This window comes from Amycolatopsis sp. NPDC028719, assembly GCF_055565395.1.
The window spans coordinates 757,885-780,191 of the sequence record NZ_JBVHUL010000001.1 but is presented as its reverse complement, the minus strand read 5'-3'; the positions used below and the strand labels follow the sequence as shown (position 1 = coordinate 780,191).

23 protein-coding genes and 1 tRNA gene are annotated in these 22,307 nt (G+C 71.1%); 9 read left to right on the top strand and 15 right to left on the bottom strand.

Annotation, left to right across the window (positions count from 1 at the left end):
* Positions 1 to 32 precede the first annotated feature (32 nt).
* Genes ACZ4TR_RS03890 through ACZ4TR_RS03880 form a run of 3 tightly spaced genes read right to left on the bottom strand, consistent with a single transcriptional unit; the run spans position 33 to position 1,281 of the window.
* Positions 33 to 659 carry a hypothetical protein gene (locus tag ACZ4TR_RS03890; protein ID WP_329054235.1) on the bottom strand — a complete coding sequence of 209 codons (627 nt, stop codon included), beginning with the start codon at positions 657 to 659 and terminating at the stop codon, positions 33 to 35.
* Positions 659 to 1,114: a RidA family protein gene (locus ACZ4TR_RS03885; protein WP_465285642.1), complete on the bottom strand. Its 456-nt coding sequence runs from the start codon at positions 1,112 to 1,114 to the stop codon at positions 659 to 661. The genes ACZ4TR_RS03890 and ACZ4TR_RS03885 overlap by 1 nt, the downstream gene beginning before the upstream one ends.
* A 5-nt stretch (positions 1,115 to 1,119) precedes the next feature.
* Entirely contained in the window at positions 1,120 to 1,281 is a 162-nt protein-coding gene (locus ACZ4TR_RS03880; RefSeq protein WP_086679227.1) for a DUF4177 domain-containing protein, read from the bottom strand.
* Between the two features lie 177 nt (positions 1,282 to 1,458).
* Between ACZ4TR_RS03880 and ACZ4TR_RS03875 the strand changes: the two genes are divergently transcribed.
* The 3 genes from ACZ4TR_RS03875 to bagB are packed head-to-tail and all read left to right on the top strand — an operon-like array spanning position 1,459 to position 3,836.
* Complete coding sequence (locus ACZ4TR_RS03875; RefSeq protein ID WP_465285641.1) at positions 1,459 to 1,707, top strand: hypothetical protein; 249 nt, start codon at positions 1,459 to 1,461, stop codon at positions 1,705 to 1,707.
* Positions 1,708 to 1,728: 21 nt separating this feature from the next.
* Complete coding sequence (gene bagA / locus ACZ4TR_RS03870) at positions 1,729 to 2,736, top strand: ATPase BagA (protein WP_465285640.1); 1,008 nt, start codon at positions 1,729 to 1,731, stop codon at positions 2,734 to 2,736.
* Positions 2,733 to 3,836: an ATPase BagB gene (bagB, locus tag ACZ4TR_RS03865; protein WP_465285639.1), complete on the top strand. Its 1,104-nt coding sequence runs from the start codon at positions 2,733 to 2,735 to the stop codon at positions 3,834 to 3,836. Before bagA ends, bagB begins: the two co-directional genes overlap by 4 nt.
* A gap of 99 nt (positions 3,837 to 3,935) precedes the next feature.
* Here the strand turns inward: bagB and ACZ4TR_RS03860 are convergent, their stop codons facing one another.
* Positions 3,936 to 4,232: a WhiB family transcriptional regulator gene (locus ACZ4TR_RS03860; protein ID WP_364512652.1), complete on the bottom strand. Its 297-nt coding sequence runs from the start codon at positions 4,230 to 4,232 to the stop codon at positions 3,936 to 3,938.
* Positions 4,233 to 4,576: 344 nt separating this feature from the next.
* On the opposite strand from ACZ4TR_RS03860, the gene ACZ4TR_RS03855 reads away from it, so the two are divergent.
* Complete coding sequence (locus ACZ4TR_RS03855) at positions 4,577 to 6,751, top strand: transglycosylase domain-containing protein (RefSeq protein WP_465285638.1); 2,175 nt, start codon at positions 4,577 to 4,579, stop codon at positions 6,749 to 6,751.
* A 150-nt stretch (positions 6,752 to 6,901) separates the two neighbouring features.
* Here the strand turns inward: ACZ4TR_RS03855 and ACZ4TR_RS03850 are convergent, their stop codons facing one another.
* A complete protein-coding gene (locus ACZ4TR_RS03850) occupies positions 6,902 to 8,689 on the bottom strand; it encodes a serine/threonine-protein kinase (RefSeq protein WP_465285637.1) in 1,788 nt (595 codons plus the stop codon).
* Between the two features lie 180 nt (positions 8,690 to 8,869).
* On the opposite strand from ACZ4TR_RS03850, the gene ACZ4TR_RS03845 reads away from it, so the two are divergent.
* Entirely contained in the window at positions 8,870 to 9,850 is a 981-nt protein-coding gene (locus tag ACZ4TR_RS03845; protein WP_465285636.1) for a metallophosphoesterase, read from the top strand.
* A 29-nt stretch (positions 9,851 to 9,879) separates the two neighbouring features.
* Positions 9,880 to 9,953 (top strand) — tRNA-Pro (locus ACZ4TR_RS03840).
* A 41-nt stretch (positions 9,954 to 9,994) separates the two neighbouring features.
* Here the strand turns inward: ACZ4TR_RS03840 and ACZ4TR_RS03835 are convergent.
* Positions 9,995 to 10,759: a methyltransferase domain-containing protein gene (locus tag ACZ4TR_RS03835; RefSeq protein WP_465285635.1), complete on the bottom strand. Its 765-nt coding sequence runs from the start codon at positions 10,757 to 10,759 to the stop codon at positions 9,995 to 9,997.
* Positions 10,760 to 10,798: 39 nt separating this feature from the next.
* On the opposite strand from ACZ4TR_RS03835, the gene ACZ4TR_RS03830 reads away from it, so the two are divergent.
* Positions 10,799 to 12,649, top strand: a complete 1,851-nt coding sequence (locus ACZ4TR_RS03830; protein ID WP_465285634.1) for a S9 family peptidase — start codon at positions 10,799 to 10,801, stop codon at positions 12,647 to 12,649.
* 64 nt (positions 12,650 to 12,713) lie between these two features.
* On the opposite strand, the gene ACZ4TR_RS03825 is transcribed toward ACZ4TR_RS03830, so the two are convergent.
* Positions 12,714 to 12,899, bottom strand: coding sequence for a tautomerase family protein (locus ACZ4TR_RS03825; RefSeq protein WP_086859558.1), 186 nt, complete (start codon positions 12,897 to 12,899; stop codon positions 12,714 to 12,716).
* A 10-nt stretch (positions 12,900 to 12,909) separates the two neighbouring features.
* A complete protein-coding gene (locus ACZ4TR_RS03820) occupies positions 12,910 to 13,536 on the bottom strand; it encodes a TIGR03085 family metal-binding protein (protein WP_465285633.1) in 627 nt (208 codons plus the stop codon).
* A 73-nt stretch (positions 13,537 to 13,609) separates the two neighbouring features.
* On the opposite strand from ACZ4TR_RS03820, the gene ACZ4TR_RS03815 reads away from it, so the two are divergent.
* Positions 13,610 to 14,671 carry an NADH:flavin oxidoreductase/NADH oxidase gene (locus tag ACZ4TR_RS03815; RefSeq protein ID WP_465285632.1) on the top strand — a complete coding sequence of 354 codons (1,062 nt, stop codon included), beginning with the start codon at positions 13,610 to 13,612 and terminating at the stop codon, positions 14,669 to 14,671.
* Here ACZ4TR_RS03815 and ACZ4TR_RS03810 read toward each other — a convergent pair.
* From ACZ4TR_RS03810 to ACZ4TR_RS03795, 4 genes are all read right to left on the bottom strand, one after another.
* Positions 14,668 to 16,056, bottom strand: coding sequence for a glutamate decarboxylase (locus ACZ4TR_RS03810; RefSeq protein WP_465285631.1), 1,389 nt, complete (start codon positions 16,054 to 16,056; stop codon positions 14,668 to 14,670). The two genes, ACZ4TR_RS03815 and ACZ4TR_RS03810, sit on opposite strands and share 4 nt — an antisense overlap.
* An 86-nt stretch (positions 16,057 to 16,142) precedes the next feature.
* Positions 16,143 to 16,619 carry a Dps family protein gene (locus tag ACZ4TR_RS03805; protein ID WP_364512677.1) on the bottom strand — a complete coding sequence of 159 codons (477 nt, stop codon included), beginning with the start codon at positions 16,617 to 16,619 and terminating at the stop codon, positions 16,143 to 16,145.
* 40 nt (positions 16,620 to 16,659) lie between these two features.
* Positions 16,660 to 17,082 (bottom strand): organic hydroperoxide resistance protein, encoded by a 423-nt coding sequence (locus ACZ4TR_RS03800; RefSeq protein ID WP_465285630.1) that lies wholly within the window; start codon positions 17,080 to 17,082, stop codon positions 16,660 to 16,662.
* Positions 17,083 to 17,267: 185 nt separating this feature from the next.
* Positions 17,268 to 17,816 (bottom strand): NADPH-dependent FMN reductase, encoded by a 549-nt coding sequence (locus ACZ4TR_RS03795; protein ID WP_465286282.1) that lies wholly within the window; start codon positions 17,814 to 17,816, stop codon positions 17,268 to 17,270.
* Between the two features lie 151 nt (positions 17,817 to 17,967).
* Here ACZ4TR_RS03795 and ACZ4TR_RS03790 point away from each other — a divergent pair, with 151 nt between their 5' ends.
* Entirely contained in the window at positions 17,968 to 19,020 is a 1,053-nt protein-coding gene (locus tag ACZ4TR_RS03790) for an alpha/beta hydrolase (protein ID WP_465285629.1), read from the top strand.
* Between the two features lie 87 nt (positions 19,021 to 19,107).
* Here the strand turns inward: ACZ4TR_RS03790 and ACZ4TR_RS03785 are convergent, their stop codons facing one another.
* The 3 genes from ACZ4TR_RS03785 to ACZ4TR_RS03775 form a co-directional block, all read right to left on the bottom strand.
* Positions 19,108 to 19,638, bottom strand: coding sequence for a hypothetical protein (locus ACZ4TR_RS03785; protein ID WP_465285628.1), 531 nt, complete (start codon positions 19,636 to 19,638; stop codon positions 19,108 to 19,110).
* A gap of 387 nt (positions 19,639 to 20,025) precedes the next feature.
* The gene (locus tag ACZ4TR_RS03780) at positions 20,026 to 20,625 is read right to left on the bottom strand and encodes an acyl-CoA-like ligand-binding transcription factor (protein WP_465285627.1); all 600 of its coding nucleotides are present in this window, start codon (positions 20,623 to 20,625) and stop codon (positions 20,026 to 20,028) included.
* Positions 20,606 to 22,132: a DHA2 family efflux MFS transporter permease subunit gene (locus tag ACZ4TR_RS03775; protein ID WP_465285626.1), complete on the bottom strand. Its 1,527-nt coding sequence runs from the start codon at positions 22,130 to 22,132 to the stop codon at positions 20,606 to 20,608. Before ACZ4TR_RS03775 ends, ACZ4TR_RS03780 begins: the two co-directional genes overlap by 20 nt.
* Positions 22,133 to 22,307: the final 175 nt, after the last annotated feature.

Genomic DNA, 22,307 nt, shown 5'->3' with positions numbered 1-22,307 from the left:
TTGCTCCCTCCCAGCTCGCTGGCGGGCGAGCGTTATGCGGCTACTAGCCGATTCCCCGTCACCGCGCCCACGCAGACCAGCTCTGAGTCGGCCAGCGCGGCCCGGTGGTAACCCGGCAGGTCGAAGCGCGGCGGGATGACCTCGACGCTGGGCTCTTCGTCGCCCAGAACGCGCAGCACCCGCTGCAGTTCGCCGGTCAACCTCGGCAGACCGTTCAGCGCGGTGATCAGCAGGACGCGCTTCGCGGTGCCCTGTCCGACCACACCGACGTGCCGCCAGCTCTGCCGCACTTCCCCCACGTCCGGGCGTCCTCGCAACGTTGCGTGGATCAACACGGACACGGAGTCGACCGAGTTAACCCATTCGGGCGCACTCGACGTGAATGTGTACCGGTTCTCGGAGACGTCGTCTACCCCCAGCGTCGAACTGACCTGGTGCCAGTCGGCGCCGTGCGGGATGAGCCCGGCCACGAGCAGGCGGTACTCCGTTTGGTCGAGGTCAATCCTGTGCTTAAGCAAAGACCTCGGCAGGGTCCGGGCGAGCGTGCCCATGGCACCCTCGCCGAGCCAGTCGCGGAACCGCCACAGCAGCTGGTCGGGCAGCCGCCCGGCCAGCCGGAGCAGCAGCTCGTGGGTGGACTGCTCGATGTCCGGGTCCATCACTGCACCTCCACGATCAGTTCGACCTCCACCGGCGAGCCGATGGGCAGCTCCGCGACACCGACGGCCGAGCGGGCGTGGATGCCCGCGTCGCCGAAGACCTCGCCGAGGAGCTCGGACGCGCCGTTGACGACCGCGGGCTGGCCGGTGAAGCCTTCCGCGGAAGCCACGAAGCCGACAACCTTGACGATCCGCGCGACGTTGTCAATGCCGACCAGCGCGTGCACGGCCGCGAGCGCGTTGAGCGCCGACGTGCGGGCGTGGCCCTTCGCTTCTTCGGGGCTGATCTCCGCGCCGACCTTGCCGGTCGCGGCGAGGACGCCGTCGACGAAGGGCAGCTGGCCGGAGGTGTAGACGTGCCGGCCGCTCTGGACGGCGGGCACGTAGGCGGCCAGCGGGGCGGCCACGCCGGGCAGCTCGATGCCGAGCTCCTTCAGCCGTTCGCTCCAGCTCACGCGGATCAGCCCTTCGGACGCTTGAGGTACGCGACGTGCTGCTCGCCCGTCGGGTTCGGCAGTACCGTGACCAGCTCCCAGCCGTCCTCGCCCCACTGGTCGAGGATCTGCTTCGTGGCGTGGATCAGCAGAGGGACGGTCGCGTACTCCCACTTGGTGGCGCTCATGAACCGGGAGCGTAGCCAAGCGGGCAAGGCCGCCGGGGACGGCCGCCGGAAAACCGTGCGCGACGCGCCGGAGTGTGGTCTATCTCACGCCGGCCCAAGCGCCCCAATGTGGCCCTGGTTGCGTCTGACGCACCGAAGGCCACATTGGGGCGCTTCGGTGACCGCTAGCGTTGCCCCGTGGAAACGTGGCGCGTGATCGCGACGGCCCTGCTCGCGGTGGCCGGGCTGCCCTTGGTGCTCGTCGTGATGGCCAAGGTGCGCGACCGGACGCAGAGTTCCGGCCAGGTCGCCCTCGGCGGGGTGATCACCTTCACGTTGCTGGTCGTCCTGGGTGTGCTCATGCTCACCGTGCTGCCCGGGCTCGTCGCCTGGGCGCTCGTCGCGGTGGTCGCCGCTGCGGTCAGCGTCATGCTGCTGGCCAGCTGAGGGCCGGTTTAGGGTGAAGAAGTGACCACTTCCCATGCCGGCTGGACCGACGAGCTTGCCCGCGCCCGGCTGCACTTCGTCACCGGCAAGGGCGGGACCGGCAAGACGACGCTCGCCGCGGCGCTCGGGCTCGCGCTCGCCCGCGAAGGCCGGCGCGTGCTGCTCATCGAGGTCGAGGGTCGCCAGGGCATCGCCCAGCTCTTCGACACCGAGCCGTTGCCCTACGCCGAGCAGCGCATCGCTTCCGTCCCCGGCGGGGGCGAGCTGCGCGCGCTGCACATCGACGTCGAAGCCGCGCTGCTCGAGTACTTCGAGATGTTCTACAACCTCGGCTTCGCCGGCCGGACGCTGCGGCGGATGGGCGCGATCGAGTTCGCGACCACGCTGGCGCCGGGCCTGCGGGACGTCCTGCTCACCGGGAAGATCAAGGAGTGCGTCGGCCGCACCGAGTCCGACGGGCGCCACACCTACGACGCCGTCGTCGTCGACTCGCCGCCGACCGGCCGGGTCGTCAAGTTCCTCGACGTCACCAAGGCGCTGACCGACCTCGCGAAGACCGGCCCGATCCGCGGCCAGGCCGAAGGCGTCGTGCGGCTGCTGCACTCCGGCGAGACGGTGATCCACCTGGCCACGCTGCTCGAGGAGATGCCGGTCCGCGAGACCCTCGAAGCCGTCGCCGAGCTGGACGGCGCCGACCTGCGGCCCGGCGCGGTGCTCGTCAACCGGGTCCGGCCGCCGCGGCTGCCCGCCCGCTCGGTGACCGCCGCCGCGGACGGGCGCGTCGACGCCTCGCGCGTCCGCTCCGGGCTGGCGTCGGCCGGGCTGAAGCTGCCGGAGGACACCCTGGACGCGCTGGTCGAGGAGACCGTCGAGCACGCCGTGCGGGTCGCCGCCGAGCAGCGGGCGCGCGAGCAGCTCGCCGAGGCCGACCTGCCGACGCTCGAGCTGCCGGACCTGACCGACGGAGTCGACGTCGCGGCCCTCTACGACCTGGCCGAGGCCCTGACCGACCAGGGGGTGCGGTTGTGACCACCATCGACATCGACGCGCTGCTCGACGAGAGCCGCGTGATCGTCTGCTGCGGCTCCGGCGGCGTCGGCAAGACGACCACGGCCGCGGCGCTGGCGCTGCGCGCGGCCGAGCGCGGCCGCCAGACCGTCGTGCTGACGATCGACCCCGCCCGGCGCCTGGCGCAGGCGCTCGGCCTGCGCGAGCTGGGCAACCACCCGAAGCAGGTGAAGGTCGAAGGGTTCGAGCCCAAGGGCGAGCTGTGGGCGATGATGCTCGACATGCGCCGCACGTTCGACGACATGGTGCGTGTGCACGCCGGCCCCGAGCGCGCCGAGCAGCTGCTGCAGAACCCCTTCTACCAGACCATTTCCACGTCGTTCTCCGGCACGCAGGAGTACATGGCGATGGAGAAGCTGGGCCAGCTCGCGGCGACCGCCGACTGGGACCTGATCATCGTCGACACCCCGCCGAGCCGGTCCGCTTTGGACTTCCTGGACGCGCCGACGCGGCTGTCGTCCGCTTTGGACGGCCGGATGATCCGGCTCCTGACGGGCCCGGCGAAGGCCGGTGGCTGGGGGCTGCGCAAGGTCGTCAACGCGGGGTTCTCGATGTTCGCCAAGGCCGTGTCGACGATCATCGGCGGCCAGCTGCTGACCGACGCGTCGGCGTTCATGCAGGCGTTCGACAGCATGTTCGGCGGCTTCCGCGAGCGCGCGCGCAAGACGGCCGAGCTGCTGCGCTCGTCGGGGACGTCGTTCCTGGTGGTGGCCGCGCCGGAGCCGGACGCGCTGCGGGAGGCGTCCTACTTCGTGGAGCGGCTGTCGTCGGAGTCGATGCCGCTGGCCGGGCTGATCGCGAACCGGACCCACCCGGTGCTGGCCAAGCTGTCGGGCTCGGAGGCGCGCACGGCGGCCGATTCCCTGCAGGGCGCCCCCCTGGCCGAAGCGGTGCTGCGGCTGCACGCGGACCGCGTCGACCTCGCCGCCCGCGAGGAACGGCTGCTCGCGCGGTTCACCCGGGCGCACCCCGAGGTGGCACTGGCCCGGGTGCCCGCGCTGGCCGGTGACGTGCACGACCTCGAGGGCCTGCGCGACATCGGCGTGAAGCTCGCCGGCTAGAGGCCGTCGGCTTTGCGGCGCAAAGCCGCACTTTCCTAGGGAAAGATGCGTCGCCGAGGGGCCTACGCGGAACTTTCCCCAAGAAAGTGACGGCTTTGGTCAGCCGACTTCGACTCGCTCCAAGGCGTCCCTCTTGGCCGCCTCGAGCAGCTCCGCCCAGCTGACCACGTCGGGGCGGCGGCGCAGCAACGCCCGCCGCTCCCGCTCGGTCATGCCTCCCCACACGCCGAAGTTGATCCGGCCGTCGAGTGCTTCGGCGAGGCATTCCGTCCGGACCGGGCAGCCCATGCAGACCGCCTTGGCCCGGTTCTGCTCCGCGCCCCGGACGAACAGGCCGTCCGGATCGGCGTCCCGGCAGGACGCGTTCATTCGCCAGCTCGACTGGTTGGTTTCCATACCCCCAGCTCCCTACCCTGGTGATCGACGCACCAGCGGGGGAAAGGCACTGCGCTCCCTGCCCCCCGCGAGCGTGTCTCCCTCTGCTCACGTCGGTTCCGGGCACCTCCCCGGTGCCGGTGCCGCCGTTCGGTCCAGGCGAGCTCCCACTCGCGTTGATCCATCCGACGGCTTGTCTTCGTGAGACGTTGACGGACTGTAGGGGCCCTCGGTTCCCCCCGTCGAGACCTAGAATGCCTTCCGTTACCAGATGTCACCGAAGGGGGTCGGTTTTGTCACTGAATTCACACCTCCGGAGACACGGCGTCACCGGCGCCTGACTCACTCCGGGTAGCCTGGCCCTCGTGCGAAAAGCGGATGGTTTGTTCAAGCTCATCGGCCTCTGCCTGCTCGCGGGGGTGCTCGTCGCCGGCATGCTCTTCCCGGTCGTGGGGGCCGCCGGTGTCATGTCCAACCAGGCCAGCGAGACGGTGGAGAAGACGTCCTCGGATCTCGCCGACATCCCGCCGCCGCTGGTCACGACGGTCACCGACAGCACGGGCAAGCCGATCGCGACCCTGTACGACCAGTACCGGCTGCCGGTCAACGAGAACCAGATCAACGAGGCCATGAAGTGGGCCCTGGTCTCGGTCGAGGACAAGCGGTTCTACGACCACCACGGCGTCGACTGGCAGGGCACGCTGCGCGCCGCCGTCAGCAACAGCACGGGCGCCGACACCCAGGGTGCCTCCACGCTGACCCAGCAGTACGTCAAGAACTACCTGATCAACGTGGTCTACCGCACCGACCAGGTCGGTCAGAAGAAGGCCCAGGAGCAGTCGGTCGCCCGCAAGCTCAAGGAAGCGCGGATCGCGATCCAGCTCGAGACGAAGCTGAGCAAGCAGCAGATCCTGGCCGGCTACCTGAACATCGTCGAGTTCTCCCGGCAGATCTACGGGATCGGCGCCGCCGCGCACGCGTACTTCAACACCACGCCGGAGAAGCTGACCGTGCCGCAGGCCGCGCTCCTGGCGGGCCTGGTGAACAACCCGATCAACAACGACCCGTGGAAGCACGCCGACAAGGCCACCGCGCGCCGCAACCTCGTCCTCGACCGGATGGTGGAGAACAAGAAGCTGGCCAAGGCCGACGCCGACCGCTTCAAGGGCGAGCCGCTGGGCGTCGTGCCGGACTTCCCCGCCAAGCCGGCGGCCAACTGCATCGGCGCGGGCCCGGAGTCCGGGTTCTTCTGCCAGTACGTCGAGGACTACCTGCTCAAGGCCGGCGGGATGACCAAGGACCAGCTCTACACCGGCGGCTACACGATCAAGAGCACGCTGGACGAGCGCGCCAACCACGAGGCGAAGGTCTCGGCGGAGGCGCAGGTGAACAAGACCCAGAAGTACGTGGCGAACACGTTGTCGCTGATCAAACCGGGCAAGGACCGGCACGAGGTGGTCGCGCTGGCGGCGAACCGCGACTACGGCCAGGACCAGGAGGCCGGCCAGACGACGTATGCGCTGCCCACCGGCGTCTACAACACCGGTGGCGCGGGGTCGACGTACAAGATCTTCACCTCGGCCGCGGCGCTCGAAAAGGGCGTGGCGGGGATCTATTCGCCGGTCCAGGTGCCGGACACCTACGTGTCCCACGTGTTCACCGGTGGTGGCAACAACTGCCCGCAGACCGGGCCGCCGTTGCGCTCGCGCTGGTACTGCGTGGGCAACGCGGGTGACTACAGCCGGATCGCCCAGGGCGCGACCCTGCAGACGGCGCTCGCGACCTCGCCGAACACCGCGTTCGTCGAACTGGAAGACCGGCTCGGCAGCACCGCGCCGGGCATCGACATGGCCCGGCGGCTCGGCATGCGCGACACGATGGCGAGCAACGCGGGCGGCGGCACGGTCGACCCGAAGGCCGAGTCGGAGAACAAACGGCTCAGCCAGGCCGAGTTGTACGGCCCGCGGGGCAACAACCCCGGCTTCGGTGCGTTCACGCTGGGCTTCAGCCCGCTGAGCGGCCTGGAGCTGGGCAACGTCGCGGCGACGATCCTGTCCGGCGGCGTCTGGTGCCCGCCGACGCCGATCGCCGCGGTGACCGACCGCAACGGCGCGCCGGTGCCGATCAAGGAAGCCCCGTGCGAGCAGGCGGTGCCCGAGGGCTTGGCCAACACCCTCGCGGTCGGCATGAGCAAGGACGACCAGACCGGCGGCACGTCGGCCGGCGCGGCGAGCGCGGTGAAGTGGGACCGCCCGATCATCGGCAAGACGGGCACGACGCAGGGCAACGTCTCGGCGACGTTCGTCGGCGGCACGCCCCAGCTGGCGGGCGCGGCGATGACGTTCAAGTTCGGCGGCGGCCAAGGTGGTATCTGTGACGCGGGACCGGGCAACGTCCGGGTCTGCGGCAGCGGGAACATCTTCGGTGGCAAGGCCCCGGCCCGCACGTGGTTCGGCGCGATGAAGAACATCATGGAAGGCCAGCCGAGAATGGAGCTACCGCCACCGGATCCGCAATACATGGGCGGTGGCGCCCGGTAACGGGGACGGCGGAACGGAAAGGGGGCCGCGCGACACGCGCGGCCCCCTTTCCGTTGTCCGGCTCAAGCCGAAACCGTCGTCATCAGCAATTCCGGGCGGGCCAGTTCACGCATCGCGTCGGTCATCGTCGCCACGGTCGGTTCCCCTCGGTCAGCGGCCGGGCATGTCGGACAGGATCTCCATGTTCCACCAGTAGTACAGCTGGTCCAGCTGGTCGTTGTTCGTGGCCTTCGTGGACAGCAGGACCCCGCCCATGAGCTTCTTCGTGTCCGTCCACACCAGCTGGGCGGGGTCGCCGAGGAAGCACGTCAGGTAGTCGCCGGCGACCGGCGCCGGGGTTTCCGCGCGGTAGTACGTGCCCCAGATCTTCGGCACCTTCAACGGGCGGCAGGCGCCCTGGGCGTCGTTGCGGGTGAGGCCCTGCTCCTTGACGATGGCCTTGAACCACTGGTCCAGCGACGCCGCGTCGGCGAAGCGCAGGAACTTCGCCCCGGTCGGCTGCGGGAACACCACGTTGCCCGCCTTGACGTCCCCGACGTTCGAGTCCCCGCACTCGACCGCGGCGACGGCACCGGGCGGCACGGCCGCGTCTTCACACATGTATTGCTTGTAGACGGCGGGAAGCGCGGCATACAGCTTCTCGTCGTGCGCCGGCTTCGGTTCCGAAGTGGACGGTGGCGGCGTCGACTTCGTCGTCTCGGGCGCCGGCGAGGACGAAGAGGCGTCGACGGTCACCGGCGTCAGCGGGCCCGGGCCGCCGGTCTGCGTCGTGTTGTCCTTGGTCACCAGGTACGTGATCACCAGCGCGACCACGACCACCCCGGCGAGCGCGGCGCACAGCGCGATCCACCGGTTGCGCTGGGACTTCGGCGGCCTGCCCGGGGCCGGGGCGAGCTTGCCCGACGGGCCGGTGAACGGCCGCGGTCCCGTCGTCGGCCCCGGGTAGGACGCGGCGGGCATCGGCCGCGGCGGGGTCATCGGGGGCGGTGCCGCGTGCTGCTGCGGGATCGGCCCGGAGAAGGTGGGTGGCGGCGCGGCCAGGGTCGGCGGCGGCGCGGCCAGGGTGGGCCGCGGCGGGGTCACCGGACCCGGCAGGGTCTGCTGCCACGTCGGGAGCGGCGGCGCCGGCGCGTTCACGGCCGCCCGGGCGGCGTCGGCGAACGCTCCCGCCGTCGGGTACCGGTCGGCCGGGATCTTCGCCATCCCGCGCGCCACCACCGCGTCCAGCGCGGCCGGCAAGCCCGGCCGCTCCTGCGAAAGCACCGGCGGCGACGCGTTCAGGTGCGCGCCCATCTGCGCGGCCGCGCCGTCCGCCGGGAACGGGCGGTGTCCGGTGAGGCACTCGAAGAACACGCACGCGAGCGCGTAGACGTCGACGAGCCCGGTGATCGGCGCGTCGCCGAAGCGTTCCGGCGCCATGTAGTCGAGCGTGCCGATCACGTTGCCGGTGCCGGTGATCGACGTCCCCTCGGCGGTCATCGACCGCGCGATGCCGAAGTCCACGAGGTACACGAAGTCGCTGCTCGTCACGAGCACGTTGGACGGCTTGACGTCGCGGTGCACCAGGCCGTCTTCGTGGGCGGCGTCGAGCGCGCCCGCGACCTGCTCGACGATCCCGACCGCGCGCTCGGGCGTCAGCGGCCCGTCCTCGAGCAACTCCTTCAGGTCCTTGCCCTCGACGAACCGCATGTCGAGGTACAGCTGCCCGTCGATTTCGCCGTACGCGTGGATCGGGATCACGTGCGGCTCACGCAGCCGCGCGACGATCTGCGACTCGCGGCGGAACCGCGCGCGGAAGGCGTCGTCGCCCGCGTTCGGCCCGGACAACAGCTTCAGCGCGACGACGCGGTCGTGCGCCGTGTCGTAGGCGCGGTGGACCTCGCCCATGCCACCGCGGCCGAGCAGGCCCTCGATCCGGTACGGCCCGAACTGCTCCATCGTTCTCCCCAAGCCCCCCGGCTTGAAACCCGTGACAACCGGGGCTTCGCCCCGGGCCGGGGGCTCCGCCACCCGGAACCCCCGAAACGACCCTTCATCGGGCCGACGCAAATGCTAAGCGGCAGGTTCCCCGTAACGGCGGCGAAGTCACCCAACCGTTGAGCACGTATCCTGGACCTCGTGAGCACGCTCAGTAACAAATCCACGTCGGGGGCAACGGCGGCACGCCTCGCCGCGGGGACGCTGGCCCTCGGCGCCGCGACCCTCGGTTACGCCGTCGGCATCGAACGCCGCCACTGGACCCTGCGCACCGCCCAGCTCCCGGTGCTGGCGCCCGGGTCGAGGCCGTTCACCATCCTGCACGTCTCGGACCTGCACATGCTGCCGAGCCACCACAGCAAGCAGCGCTGGGTCGCCGCGCTCGACGAGCTCGAGCCCGACCTCGTCGTCAACACCGGCGACAACCTGTCGCACCGGCAGGCCGTCCCGTCCGTGCTGCGCGCGCTGGGCCCGCTGCTCGACCGGCCCGGGGTGTTCGTCTTCGGCAGCAACGACTACTACGCGCCGAAACCGAAGAACCCGGCCCGCTACCTGATGCCGCAGGGAAAGAAGAAGCGCATCCACGGCGTCCAGCTGCCGTGGCGCGACCTGCGCGCGGCGTTCGTCGAGCACGGCTGGACCGACCTGACGCACGTCCGCCGCACGATCGACGTCGGCGGGCAGGCGGTCTTCGCGGCCGGCGTCGACGACCCCCACCTGCGCCGCGACCGCTACGCCGACATCGCGGGCCCGGCCGACAGCGGCGCGGCGGTCCGCATCGGCGTGACGCACTCGCCCGAGCCGCGGGTGCTCGACACGTTCGCCACGGACGGTTACGACCTGGTCCTGGCGGGCCACACCCACGGCGGCCAGCTCCGGCTCCCGGGTTACGGCGCTCTGGTCACCAACTGTGAGCTGGATCGCACCCGCGCCCGCGGCGCCTCGCGCTGGGGCGCGCACATGTGGCTGCACGTTTCGGCCGGCTTGGGGACGTCGCCGTGGGCGCCGGCCCGGTTCGCGTGCCCGCCCGAGGCGAGCCTGTTGACGCTGGTCCCGCGCGGTTCGGGAGCGGTCGAGCCCCGTAAGACGGCCCGCCGTAAAGCCCGCGACACCGTCCGCTAGACTTCTCCACGACCCGTTAAGCAGTACCTCGGGGTGTGGCGCAGCTTGGTAGCGTGCCTCGTTCGGGTCGAGGAGGTCGTGGGTTCGAATCCCGCCACCCCGACGAGTAAGAGCCGGTGTCTTCGGACACCGGCTCTTCTGGTTTCAGCGGGTCGCGGTCAGTTCGACCCAGCACTGGCTGAAATCGCCGTCGCCGCCGCGGGTCCACACCCCGGCCGAACGCGCCGCGCTCGCCAGCTGGTCCCGGTCGCGGCCCGGCTCCGCGATCGCCGCCTCGAGCCGTGCCTCCACGTACTTCGCCAGGTCCCGGTAGCTCATGTCCGAGCGGTACCGGGCTCTCGACACGATCTCCGTGAACCCCGCCGCCGCGCACTGTTCGGCGATCACCCGGCCCGCGAACGGGTTGCCGCCCGCCTGGCGGCGCAGCAGGTAGTGCCCTCTCAACGCCGCGTCCACGTTCGCCGTCTTCGGCCGCAGGCGGGCCTTGCTCCAGTCCGAAGTGGACAAAGCCAGCCGGCCGCCCGGTTTCAGCACGCGGCGCAGTTCCGCCAGCGCGTCCGAAGGTGCGGCCAGGTGCTCGAACAACGCGTGGGAAAAGGCCACGTCCACACTCGCGTCGGCGAAGGGCAGTTCGTACGCCGACGCCGCCACGAAGTCCACTGTGGACCTTCCGGCGCGGCGGGCGACGTCGCGGGCCATCGCGACCTGGCCGGCGTCGACGTCGACGCCCGTCACGCGCGATTCCGCCGCCAGCCCGAGGGTGATCGAGCCCGGACCGCAGCCGAGGTCGACCACCCACATCCCCGGCTTGAACAGCGGTTGGGCGAACGTCGCGCGCTCGGCCGCCGTGCGCGCGGACATCATCGACACCGCGTCTCGCCCGTAGCCCGGCGCGTAACCCTCCAGCACCCCGCACACAGTACGGCCAGAAGGTGGCAGGATCGAGGGGTGAGCACGCAGTCAGCCAAGCAATTCCCGCCCGCGGTGGTCCCGGACCGGCTGTTCGACGACGCCGAAGCCGAAGCCCGCTGGCGCGCCCGCTTCCACGCCCCCCGCATCTCCACGCCCGATTGGGCCCGCGACGCCCCCGACGCCAACGTCTACGTCTCCAACGCCAGCGGCGTCTGGGAGGTCTACGCCTGGAACCGCGCGACCGGCGAGCACCGCCGCGTCACCGACCGGCCGAACGGCACCCTGCACGCGACGCCGTCCCCGGACGGCGAGTGGCTCTGGTGGTTCGACGACACCGACGGCGACGAGTTCGGCTCGTGGGTGCGCGAGCCCTTCGCCGCGACCGAGGGCAGCAAGCCCGAGAAGGCCGTGCCGGACGTCCACGACGGCTACCCGGCCGGCCTCGAGATCGGCGCCGGGATCATCGCGGTCGGCGTCTCGACCGACGACGGCAGCGAGCTGTTCGCCCGGATCGGCGGCGAGACGCACCGCTTCTACAGTCACGCGGACGACGCCGGGATCGCGTCGATGTCCCGCGACGAAAGCCTGATCGCGATCTCCCACTCCGAGCACGGCGACTCGCGCCACCCCGCCCTGCGGGTGCTCGCCGCCGACGGGTTCGCCACGGTGGCCGACAAGTGGGACGGCGAGGGCAAGGGCCTGACCGCCCTCGAGTTCTCCCCGCTGCCGGGTGACCAGCGCCTGCTGGTGCTGCACGAACGCCGGGGCCGCGAGGAGCTGCTCGTCTGGGACGTCCGGGACGACTCCGAGACGGAGCTCGAGCTCGACCTGCCCGGCGAGGTCGTCGCGGGCTGGTACCCGGACGCGCGCGCTCTGCTCGTCGTCCACTTCCACGAAGGCCGCAGTTCGTTGTACCGCTACGACCTCGACACGGCCGAGTTGTCCTCTGTGGACACTCCGGCCGGTCGCATCGGTGGCGCCGGGGTCCGTCCGGACGGGACGGTCGAATACTCGTGGTCCAGCGCCGCCGAGCCGGCCGCGGTCCGCGCGCGGAGCACCGACGGCACGGACTCGGTGCTGCTCGAGCCGCCGGGTGAGCGCGCGCCGGGGTCGGAGCCGGTGACCGACGCGTTCGTCGAAGGCGTCGGCGGCCGGATCCACGCGCTGGTGTCCCGGCCTTCGGACGCGCCGGAAGGTCCGCTGCCGACGGTGTTCTCGCTGCACGGCGGCCCGCACGCCGCGGACGAGGACCGCTTCTCGGCCTACCGCGCGACCTGGCTCGACGCCGGGTTCGCCGTGGTCGAGGTCAACTACCGCGGCTCGACCGGCTACGGCTCGGCCTGGCGCGACGCCATCGAGGGCCGGCCCGGGCTGACCGAGCTGGAGGACGTCGCCTCGGTCCACGACTGGGCCGTCCAAACCGGACTCAGCGACCCGGCGAAGTGCGTCGTGAACGGCGCTTCGTGGGGCGGTTACCTGTCCCTGCTGGCGATCGGCACCCAGCCGGCGCGGTGGGCGGCGGCCGTCGCCGGGGTGCCGGTGGCCGACTACGTCGCCGCGTACGAGGACGAGATGGAGCAGCTGCGTTCGTTCGACCGGGCGCTCTTCGGCGGTTCGCCGGAGGAGGTGCCGGCGGTGTATTCGGAGTGCTCGCCGATCACGTACGTCGACGCCGTGACGGCGCCGGTGCTCGTGCTGGCCGGCGACAACGACCCGCGCTGCCCGATCCGCCAGATCGAGAACTACCTCGACCGGCTCGGCGGCCGCGACCTGCACCACGAGTTCTACCGGTACGACGCCGGCCACGGCTCGCTGGTGATCGCGGAGACGATCAAGCAGACGTCGATCGAGGTCAACTTCGCCCAGCGGGTCCTCGGCCTGCGCTGACCCGCAAGTCCGTGAATGTCGCATTGAGGGACTCTGAGTCCCTCAATGCGACATTCACGGACTTTCAGCGTTCGGAGTGCAGGACGCCGCCGGTGGCCCAGTGGTCGGCGCCGATTTCGACGAGCGTCACCTGGACGCCCTCGGGCTTGCCGCCGCAGGTGCGGACGAACGCGTCCGTCAGCTCCCGGACCAGGGCGCTCTTCTGGGCGGGCGTGCGGCCGGGGAACATGGCAACGCTGATCATCGGCATGCCGCGCAGCCTAGAGCCCCCGGTTCACCGACTGCAGGCGGCTGATCGCGGCCGCGTCGCCTTCGAAGCCGAGGTTCACGGCGTCGCGGCCGAAGACGAACAGCAGCAGGTCCACCGGCTCGCCGACGACCGTGACCGGGTCGGGCCCGGTCTTGACCGCGGCCTCCCGGCCGTCTTTCGTGCGCAGGGTCACCCCGACCGGCGCCTTGCGGAGGTTGAGCTTGGCGGCCTGCCTCGCGGACTTCCACGCGGCGGCGTCCCGGGTGGCGTCGGCGGGCCGCGGCTCCCAGCCCGGCTGCGCACGCCGGACGTCTTCGTGGTGGACGAGGAACTCGGCGGTGTTGGTCAGCTCGTCGAGCGGGCCGATCGCGGTGGGCCAGAACTTCGACGGACCCTGCCGGACCTGCTCGACCAGCGCGGCCCACGGCTTGGCGGCGTAGCGGTCCTGCACCTTCTGCGTGTACCCGGCGAGCGCGGGCACCAGGATCCCCGGCGCGGCGTCCGGCCGGTGCTCACGCACGACGAGGTGCGCGGCGAGATCCCGCGTCGTCCAGCCTTCGCACAGCGTGGGCGCGTCGGGCCCGAGGTCTTGGAGGAGCGAGCTCAATGCCTGGCGTTCGTCAGCAGCGACACCCATGTGGTCGACGTTACTCGGCGGTACCCGCCCTGGCGACGGGAAGAGACGCCGGGCACGTGTCGTTGATCAGGAGGTGAGCCGACTCTTCAGCCCGATCACCGTCCGCGGCCTGACCCTGCCGAACCGCGCGTGGGTGTCGCCGATGTGCCAGTACTCCGCGACCGACGGCGTCCCGGACGACTGGCACCTCGTCCACCTCGGCCAGTTCGCCACCGGTGGGGCCGGGCTCGTCATGACCGAAGCGACCGCCGTCGTGCCCGAAGGGCGGATCAGCCCGCAGGACACCGGCATCTGGACCGAGGCGCAGGCCGCGGCGTGGCGCCGGATCGTCGCCTTCGTCCACCGGCAGGACACCGCGATCGGCATGCAGCTGGGTCACGCCGGCCGCAAGGGCTCGACGCGGCGGCCGTGGGAGGGGCCGGGCAGCGTGCCCGCGTCGGAAGGTGGCTGGCAGAGCGTCGGCGCCGACGCGCAGCCGTTCGGCCCGTACGCCCCGGCGCGGCCGCTCACCACGGACGAGGTCAGCGCCCTCCCGGACGCGTTCGCCGCGGCCGCCCGGCGAGCGATCGGCGCCGGGTTCGACCTGCTCGAGCTGCACTTCGCGCACGGCTACCTGGTGCACCAGTTCCTGTCCCCGCTGTCGAACACCCGCACCGACCGCTACGGCGGCGACTTCGAGGGCCGTACTCGCCTGGCGCTGGAGATCGCCGACGCGGTCCGCGCCACGACCGGCGTCCCGCTGTTCGCGCGGCTGTCGGCCACGGACTGGACGGACGACGGCTGGACGCTCGACGAGTCCGTCCGCCTCGCGAAGCTCCTCGCCGAGCGCGGCATCGACCTGATCGACGCTTCCAGCGGCGGCAACACCCCGAACCCGGACATCCCGGTCGGCCCGGGCTACCAGGTCCCGTTCGCCGAGCGGATCCGCGCCGAGACGGGCCTCCCGACCGGCGCGGTCGGCATGATCACCAACCCGCAGCAGGCGGAGGACATCATCGCCGACGGCGAGGCGGACGCCGTGTTCCTGGCCCGCGCCCTATTGCGCGACCCGCACTGGCCGCTCCGGGCGGCGAACACCCTCGGCGCGGAGGTCCGCTGGCCGGACCAGTACGCCCGCGCCAAGTCCTGGCACTAATGGTGGAAGGCGGTCGCCTTCGCGGGGTCCTTCGGGTGGCCGCCCTCCTTCTCCAGGTCGGGCAGCAGGCGCTTCAGGTCGGCCAGCAGCAGGTCGGCGAGGTCGTGCGTGAAGCCGTTGCGGACCACGATCCGCAGCACCGCCAGATCCGTCCGGTTCTCCGGGAACGTGTACGCCGGCACCAGCCAGCCTCGCTCGCGCAGCCGTCGTGACACGTCGAACACGTCGAAGCCCGCGTCCGCGCGGGTCGTGAACGCGAACACCGGCAGCTGGTCACCGCGGGTCAGCAGCTCGAACGGCCCCAGCTCCGAAACACCCGACGACAGATGTGTCGCGACGTCGCGCGAAGACTGTTGCACCGCGCGGAATCCCTCGCGGCCGAGCCGCACGAACGTGTAGTACTGCGCCGCGACCTCGGCGCCCGGCCGGGAGAAGTTCAACGCGAACGTCGGCATGTCACCGCCGAGGTAGTTCACGTTGAACACCAGCTCGGACGGCAGCGCGGCCTTGTCCCGCCAGAGCACCCAGCCGACGCCCGGGTACACCAGCCCGTACTTGTGGCCCGACGTGTTGATCGACGCCACCCGCGGCAGCCGGAAGTCCCACTCCAGGTCGGGGTCGAGGAACGGCGCGACCATCGCGCCGGAAGCGCCGTCGACGTGCACCGGGATGTTCCAGCCGGTCCGCGACTCCAGCGCGTCCAAGGCCGCGGCGATCTCCGCGACCGGCTCGTAGCTGCCGTCGAACGTCGAACCCAGGATCGCCACGACGCCGATCGTGTTTTCGTCACACCGGGCGACAGCTTCGGAGGCCGTCAGGTGGTACCGATCGCCGTCCATCGGCACCAGCCGCGGCTCGACCTCCCAGTACTCGCAGAACTTCTCCCAGCACACCTGGACGTTGACGCCCATCACCAGGTTCGGCTTGCCGGTGCGGCCGAGCCGGGACCAGCGCCGTTTCAACGCCATCCCGGCGAGCATGCACGCCTCGGACGAACCGGTCGTCGAGCAGCCCATGATGTCGGCGGGATCGGGCGCGTGCCACAGGTCGGCGAGGATGTTCACGCAGCGCCGCTCCAGCTCGGCCGTCTGCGGGTATTCGTCCTTGTCGATCATGTTCTTGTCGACGCACTCGGCCATCAGCTCGCGGGCCTGCGGCTCCATCCACGTCGTGACGAACGTGGCGAGGTTGAGCCGCGCGTTGCCGTCGAGCATCAGCTCGTCGCGCACGAGCTGCAGCGCCGTGTCCGGCGGCAGCGAGCTGTCGAGCAGCTTGTCGTGCGGCATGACGAAGCCCGCCGCGAGTGCCGGGTTCGCCCCGGCGTACATCGGATTCGTGCCGCCCACGCGGTCCGGGCGGTCCGTCTTCCCCTGATGCAGCACCATGCCGCCGAACGTACTGCGAAACCCGGGGTTCGGCAGACGCGAAAGGGGCCGTTCCACCCGGAACGGCCCCTTTGCGCGGAAAAAGATCAGGCCTGCTGGGCCTGCCACATCCAGTGCGCCTCTTCGAGCGCGCGGGTGATCTCGATCAGCAGGTCCTGCGTCACGAGGTCGCTCTTGTCGGTCTCGTCGATGCGGGCCCGCAGCCGCTCGATGAGCGCCGAAAGGATGTCGACGATCGCCGCGACCGTGGACTCCACGGACTGCCAGTTGTCGGGGTACTCGGGCACGCCCGAGCTCTCGACGACGGTCTTGGCCTTGCCGTTCGGCGAGATGCCGATGGCGTTGGCGCGCTCGGCGACCTCGTCGACGTACTGGCGCGCGGTGTTCACCAGCTCGTCGAGCTGCAGGTGCGCGCTGCGGAAGTTCGCGCCGACGACGTTCCAGTGCGCCTGCTTGGCGATGAGGGACAGGTCGACCAGGTCGACCAGCGTCGCCTGGAGGGCGTTGCCGGTGATCTCCTTGTCGGCCTCGGAAAGCGGGCTCTTGATCGGAGACTTGCTCATCTCTGGTGTTCCTTTCCTCGGACTCGTACGGAAGCGGGACTCAGACGGTGGCGGAGAGCGCGACCTCGATGTTGCCGCGGGTCGCGTTCGAGTAGGGGCACACCTGGTGGGCCTGCTCGACCAGCTGGTCGGCCTGGGCCTGCTCGAGGCCCGGCAGCGAGACGTTCAGCGCGACACCGAGACCGAAGCCGGCGTCCTGCTTGAGCACGCTGACCTCCGCGGTCACCGTGGAGTCGTGCAGCGCGACCTTGGCCTGGCGCGCGACCAGCTGCAGAGCGCTGTGGAAGCAGGCCGAATAGCCGGCGGCGAAGAGCTGCTCGGGGTTGGTCTTGTCGCCCCCGGGGCCGCCCATCTCCTTCGGGATGGCCAGCGACTCGTCGATGACGCCGTCGGACGAGGTCACCTCGCCGTTGCGGCCGTCGCCGCGTGCCGTCGCCACCGCGGTGTAGATCGCCTGACCCATGCTCAGCCTGCCTTCGTTCGCGGACACTCCACAGCGAGCGTCTCACTCGGCACAACATCCCGCACCCGCGGAACAGTGCCCCCACATGGCAGGCATCACGTCGATCGGCTACCCGGCGGTCCCCCGGGGAAACGTCTGTGTTGAATCGGGGCCGGGGGCTCCGCCACCCGGCACCCCCGAAATCCTCATCCGGCGCGCGTCACCGCGAATTCGGCGACCTGGCGCCCGATCAGGCGAAGGGTGCGGACGCTCTTCTCGTCCGACGCGCCGCCGCCTTCGTCGAACTTGGTCTCGGCCGAGTTGATCGAACCACCCAGCGGGGTGGCCCAGCCGCGCAATGCGTGCGTGATCGTGCGGAGCTGCTCGAGCGTCGTCACCGCGGCCTGCCAGCCGTAGGCGACGGCGGCCAGGCCGACCGCGCGGCCGTCGAGGTAGGGACGCTGGTCGTCGCGCAGGTCCTCGACGTAGTCCAGGGCGTTCTTGACCAGGCCGGAGAGCGCGCCGTGGTAGCCCGGCGAGACGACGATGAGCCCGTCCGCCTCCCGCACGGCTTCGATGAGCGTGGTGGCGCGTTCGTCGCGGTCGGGCTCGCCCGCGTCGTAGAACGGCAGCACCAGCTCCGGGCCGGTGAGCATCCGGATCCGGACGCCGACTTCGGCCGCCCCGGCGAGCGCGATCTGCAGAGCGCGTTCGGACTGGGAGCCCTCGCGCAGAGAGCCGCCGATCCCGAGCACGTTGATCGTCCTGGCTGAAGTCACGCTTTCCAGGCTAACCCCTCCACTTAAGTGGATATCCAGACTTTGGGACCGAGGCCCGCGTCACAGCTGGACCTGTTACCTACTGGCAAGTAACATCCCCGGCGGCACCGACGCTCAGGAGGCAACGATGGCGATCCCGCTCCCGGTCCGGGTCCAGGCCGCGGCGTCCCAGCTCACGTTCTGGCTGCCTGCGCCGCTGCGGCGGGCGGTCGCGGGCCGCCCGGTGCGCCTCGACGGCCAGGACCTCGCGCTCGACGCCCAGCTCCTGCTCCGGCTGCAGAAACTCGCCGGTGCCGAGCTGGTGCAGGGCTCGGTGGAGCGGTCGCGCGCCCTGCTCGACACCGGGCGGCACCTGGTCAGCGGCAAGCCGATCGAGCCCGTCTCCGTGCGCGAGATCGCGGTGCCGACGCCGGATGGCGACTTGCCGGCGACGCTCTACACGCCGGTCGGGCTGCCCGAGAAGTCGCCGCTGCTGGTGTTCTTCCACGGCGGTGGCTGGGTGATCGGCACGCGCGCGAGCCACGACAACGCCGTCCGTTTCCTGGCCAAGCACGCCGGGGTGCGGGTGCTGTCGATCGAGTACCGGCTCGCGCCGGAGTTCCCGTTCCCGGCGGCCGCGGAGGACGCGCTCGCGGCGTTCGAGTACGCGGTGGCGAAGGCGGGTGACCTCGGCGCCGACCCGGCGCGGATCGCCGTCGGCGGGGACAGCGCGGGCGGCAACCTGGCCGCGGTGACGGCCCAGCAGGCCGTGCGCCGCGGCGGCCCGGTGCCGGCGTTCCAGCTGCTGATCTACCCGGCGACGGACTTCGCGCGGCGCTACCGCTCGCAGGACCTGTTCGCCGAGGACCTGTTCCTGACCGACGTGCACATGAAGTGGTTCGAGGGCCACTACGTGCCGGAGGGCACGGACCTGACCGACCCGCGGCTCTCCCCGCTGCGCGCGGACGACCTGAGCGGCCTGCCGCCCGCCCTGGTCGTCACGGCGGGCTTCGACCCGCTGCGCGACGAAGGTGAGGCGTACGCGGAGAAGCTGCGCGAGGCGGGTGTCGACGTGGCGCTGCGCCGGCACGACGACCTGATCCACGGGTTCATCAACTTCACCGGCGTCGGCACCCGGTTCCGCGAAGCGCTGGCCGAGATGGCGGGCGCGCTGCGGCAGGGTCTGTCCAAACGGGACTGAGCGGGCGCCGGCGGAAACGAACCCGGAGCCCGGCGCGGAGAAATGTCCGCGGCCGGGCTCCGGGTCCCCCTGTTCTCAGTGGTCGGACTATGACGTGGGCAGCGGCGGCACCGGCACCGGAAGCGGCGGCACCGGCAGCCCGCCGAGGAGCCCGCCCAAAATGCCGGTGACGGCGGCGAGCAGGGCCTTGACCAGGTCGCTGACGATCTTCAGCGGGCCCGGCAGGTCCGGCAGCGACGGGATCGGCAGCGGAAGCGGCGGCAGCTGGCGCGCCTTGGCCGTCGGGTCGGTCAGGAGCCGGCCGGACTCGTCCGCCCGGCCCTTGGCCAGGCCGGCGAGCTGCTCGGTGTCGGTCTGGACGGTGTAGCGCTTTCCGGCGGCGATGTCCGCGAGGACCGGGCTCATCTGCCCCAGGTCGGCGCGCGTGGCACCGACGTTGCCCGCGTAGGCCACCTTGGTCAGGTCGTCACGCATCTGGAGCACCTGGGCGGCGAGGGCCTGGGTACTGGAGGAACCCTTGCCCCCGTCCGGGCTCGCCGAAGCGATCCCCGCCATTCCGACCGCCAGCAGACTGCTTGCGGCTACCAGGGCGACGGATCGCCCGAACTTACCTTTCATTTCCTACCTCCTGGCTCGGGACCTGACGGGTTAAATCGGTACTCGCCGTATCGGAGATAAGCCACCCGATCACCGGTTGGGGACGTTTTCTAACCCTTACGTGCCGGATGCGAAGGCGTCGAACTGGCCCGCAATTGATTAACGTCGAAACCTTGCCCGTCCCCCCGAAGATCATCTGATCGATTCTCGCCGTCACCGCTGGTAGCCAGAGTCCACTGTGGAGCGCTTGGGTCACTCACGCGGGTGTAAACGGTGATCTTTTGGCTTCATCACTCCGTCGGACCGCGCGTCGGGACTGCTCCACTCGGGGCGTCCCCCACGCTCGCACCGCCACCCACACGGTTACCCCTGGCCGCGGCCGGAATGCGAAATCAATTCCGGAAACCGTCAGAGCGGCAGGCCCGCGTCCAAGTGGACCAGCGCCTTGTCGAGGGCCGGCAAGTACTCGGCGTCGGGATCGGCCGCCGCCTGGACGAACGTGGACAGCAGCACCCCGACCACCGCCCCGGCCCAGTTGCGCACCGCGAAGTCGTCCGGTGCCCGGCCCGTGCGCCGCGCGGCCACGCCGGCGATCAGGTCGATCCCCTCGGCGAACTGGTCCATGATCGCGCCGCGCAGCTCGGGCTCGCGGAACACCAGCAGCTGCCGCCGGCGCACGTCCTCGATCTCGTCCTCGGACAGCTGCCCGAGGACGACCCGCACGGCCCCCCGCAACGCCCCGATCGGGCTCAGCTCGGCCGGCTGCCCGATCGCGGCCTCGATGAAGACGGGGTCGATGGGGTCGTAGAGGGCCGTCGCCTCCTTCGTCGGGAAGTACCGGAAGAAGGTGCTCGGCGAGATCTCCGCCGCGGCCGCGATCTGGTCGACCGTCGTCGCGCCGTAGCCCTGCTCCCGGAACAGCCGCAACGCGTGCCGCTGGATCGCGGCCCGCGTCTTGGCCTTCTTCCGTTCCCGCAGCCCCATGGACTCAGATCGCGACGACGTCATGCTCCGATTCTCGCCGCCGGCCCCCGGCCGCCGTCCGCCTGGGCAGGAACAGCAGCGCGAGCAGCGCCGCGGCCACGGCCAGCCCGGCGCACACCCACAGCGTCGCCGCCATGCCGTCGGTGAACGCGGCCCGCGCGGAGCCGGCGAGCGCGGGCAGGTGGAGCTTCGCCGCGACGGCGACCGCGCCCGACGCGCTGCCGCGCACCGCGTCGGCGACCGGCGCGGGCAGGCCGTCGACGGCGACGCCGGCGCGGTAGACGCCGTTGAGCACGGTGCCCAGCACCGCGACGCCGATCGTGCCGCCGACCTGGCGCAACACCTGGATCAGCGCCGAGCCGGCACCCGAACGGCCCTCGGTGAGCGCCCCCATCGCCATCGACATCAGCGGCGTCAGCGTGCACCCGGTACCCAGTCCGATCACGCTCTCCCAAGCCACGGTGACGCCGTAGCCGTCCGACGGCGACGTCGTCGAACCCCAGGCCAGCCCGGCCGCGAGCAGCACGAACCCGGCCGTCACGACCACGCGCACGCCCACGGCGGCGACCAGCTTCTCGGCGATCTTCGCCGACACCAGCATCCCGCCGATCAGCGGAAGCAGCCGCACGCCGGTCTCGAGCGCGTCGGCCCCCTGCACCGCCTGGAACAGCTGTGGCAGCACGAACATCAGGCCCATGAGCGCGAAGGACGCCATCGTCGCGAGCACCGCGCCCCACACGAAGCGGGGCTCCCGCAACAGCGCGAAGTCGGTCAGCGGCGTCGCCGTCCGCGTCTGCGCCCGGCAGAACACCGCGAGCACCGCCGCGCCGAGCCCGAGCAGGCCGTACGTCGCCGGGTCGGTCCAGCCGTGCTCGCCGGCGTAGACGAAGCCGTAGGTCAGCGCGACCAGCCCGGCCGCCGAGAGCGCGATGCCCGCGAAGTCGATCGCGCCGCGTCCCGACCCGGGCGTGAGCGGCACCAGGAACAGCACCGCGACCAGGCCGACCACGGTCAGCGGAACGTTGATCAGGAACACCGAGCCCCACGCGAAGTGGTCGAGCAGCCAGCCGCCGAGCAGCGGGCCGAGGGGGATGCCGACGAAGGTCGCCATCACCCACGTCGTCAGCGCCTTCGCCCTCTCCTCCGGCGGGAACAGGATGTTCAGCAGCGAGAGCGAAAGCGGGATGAGGAACGCGGCGCCGACGCCGAGCACGACGCGCGCCGCGATCAGCTGGCCTGCCGAATCGGCGTAGGCGCACCCCAGCGAGGCCAGCCCGAACAGCGCGAGCGCGCCGAGCAGCAGCTTCTTCGGGCCGAACCGGTCACCCAGCAGGCCCGCCGGCAGCAGCAGCGCGGCCAGCGCCAGCGTGTAGGCGTTGCCGAACCACTGCAGCTGCGTGGTCGTGGCGCCCAGGTCGACGGCGAGCGTCGGCACGGCGACGTTCAGCACGGTCAGGTCGAGTCCGACGGTCAGCAGGCTCACCGCGAGCGCGCCGAGCGCCCACCACCTGCGTGGATAGATCTGTGTCACCGAAACCCCCAGTTGATAGTCACTGCCAAATGATAGTAACTCTCATAATATGCGAGGGCCAGCGCGGGGCGAGTGACGGGAAATAAGTTGCACGCGCGTACCACCTTGGGTTCTCATCGGGGACGTGCCTCTGCAGCCCTACCACCGGGTGCTCTCCGTCCCCGGCGTCCCCTCG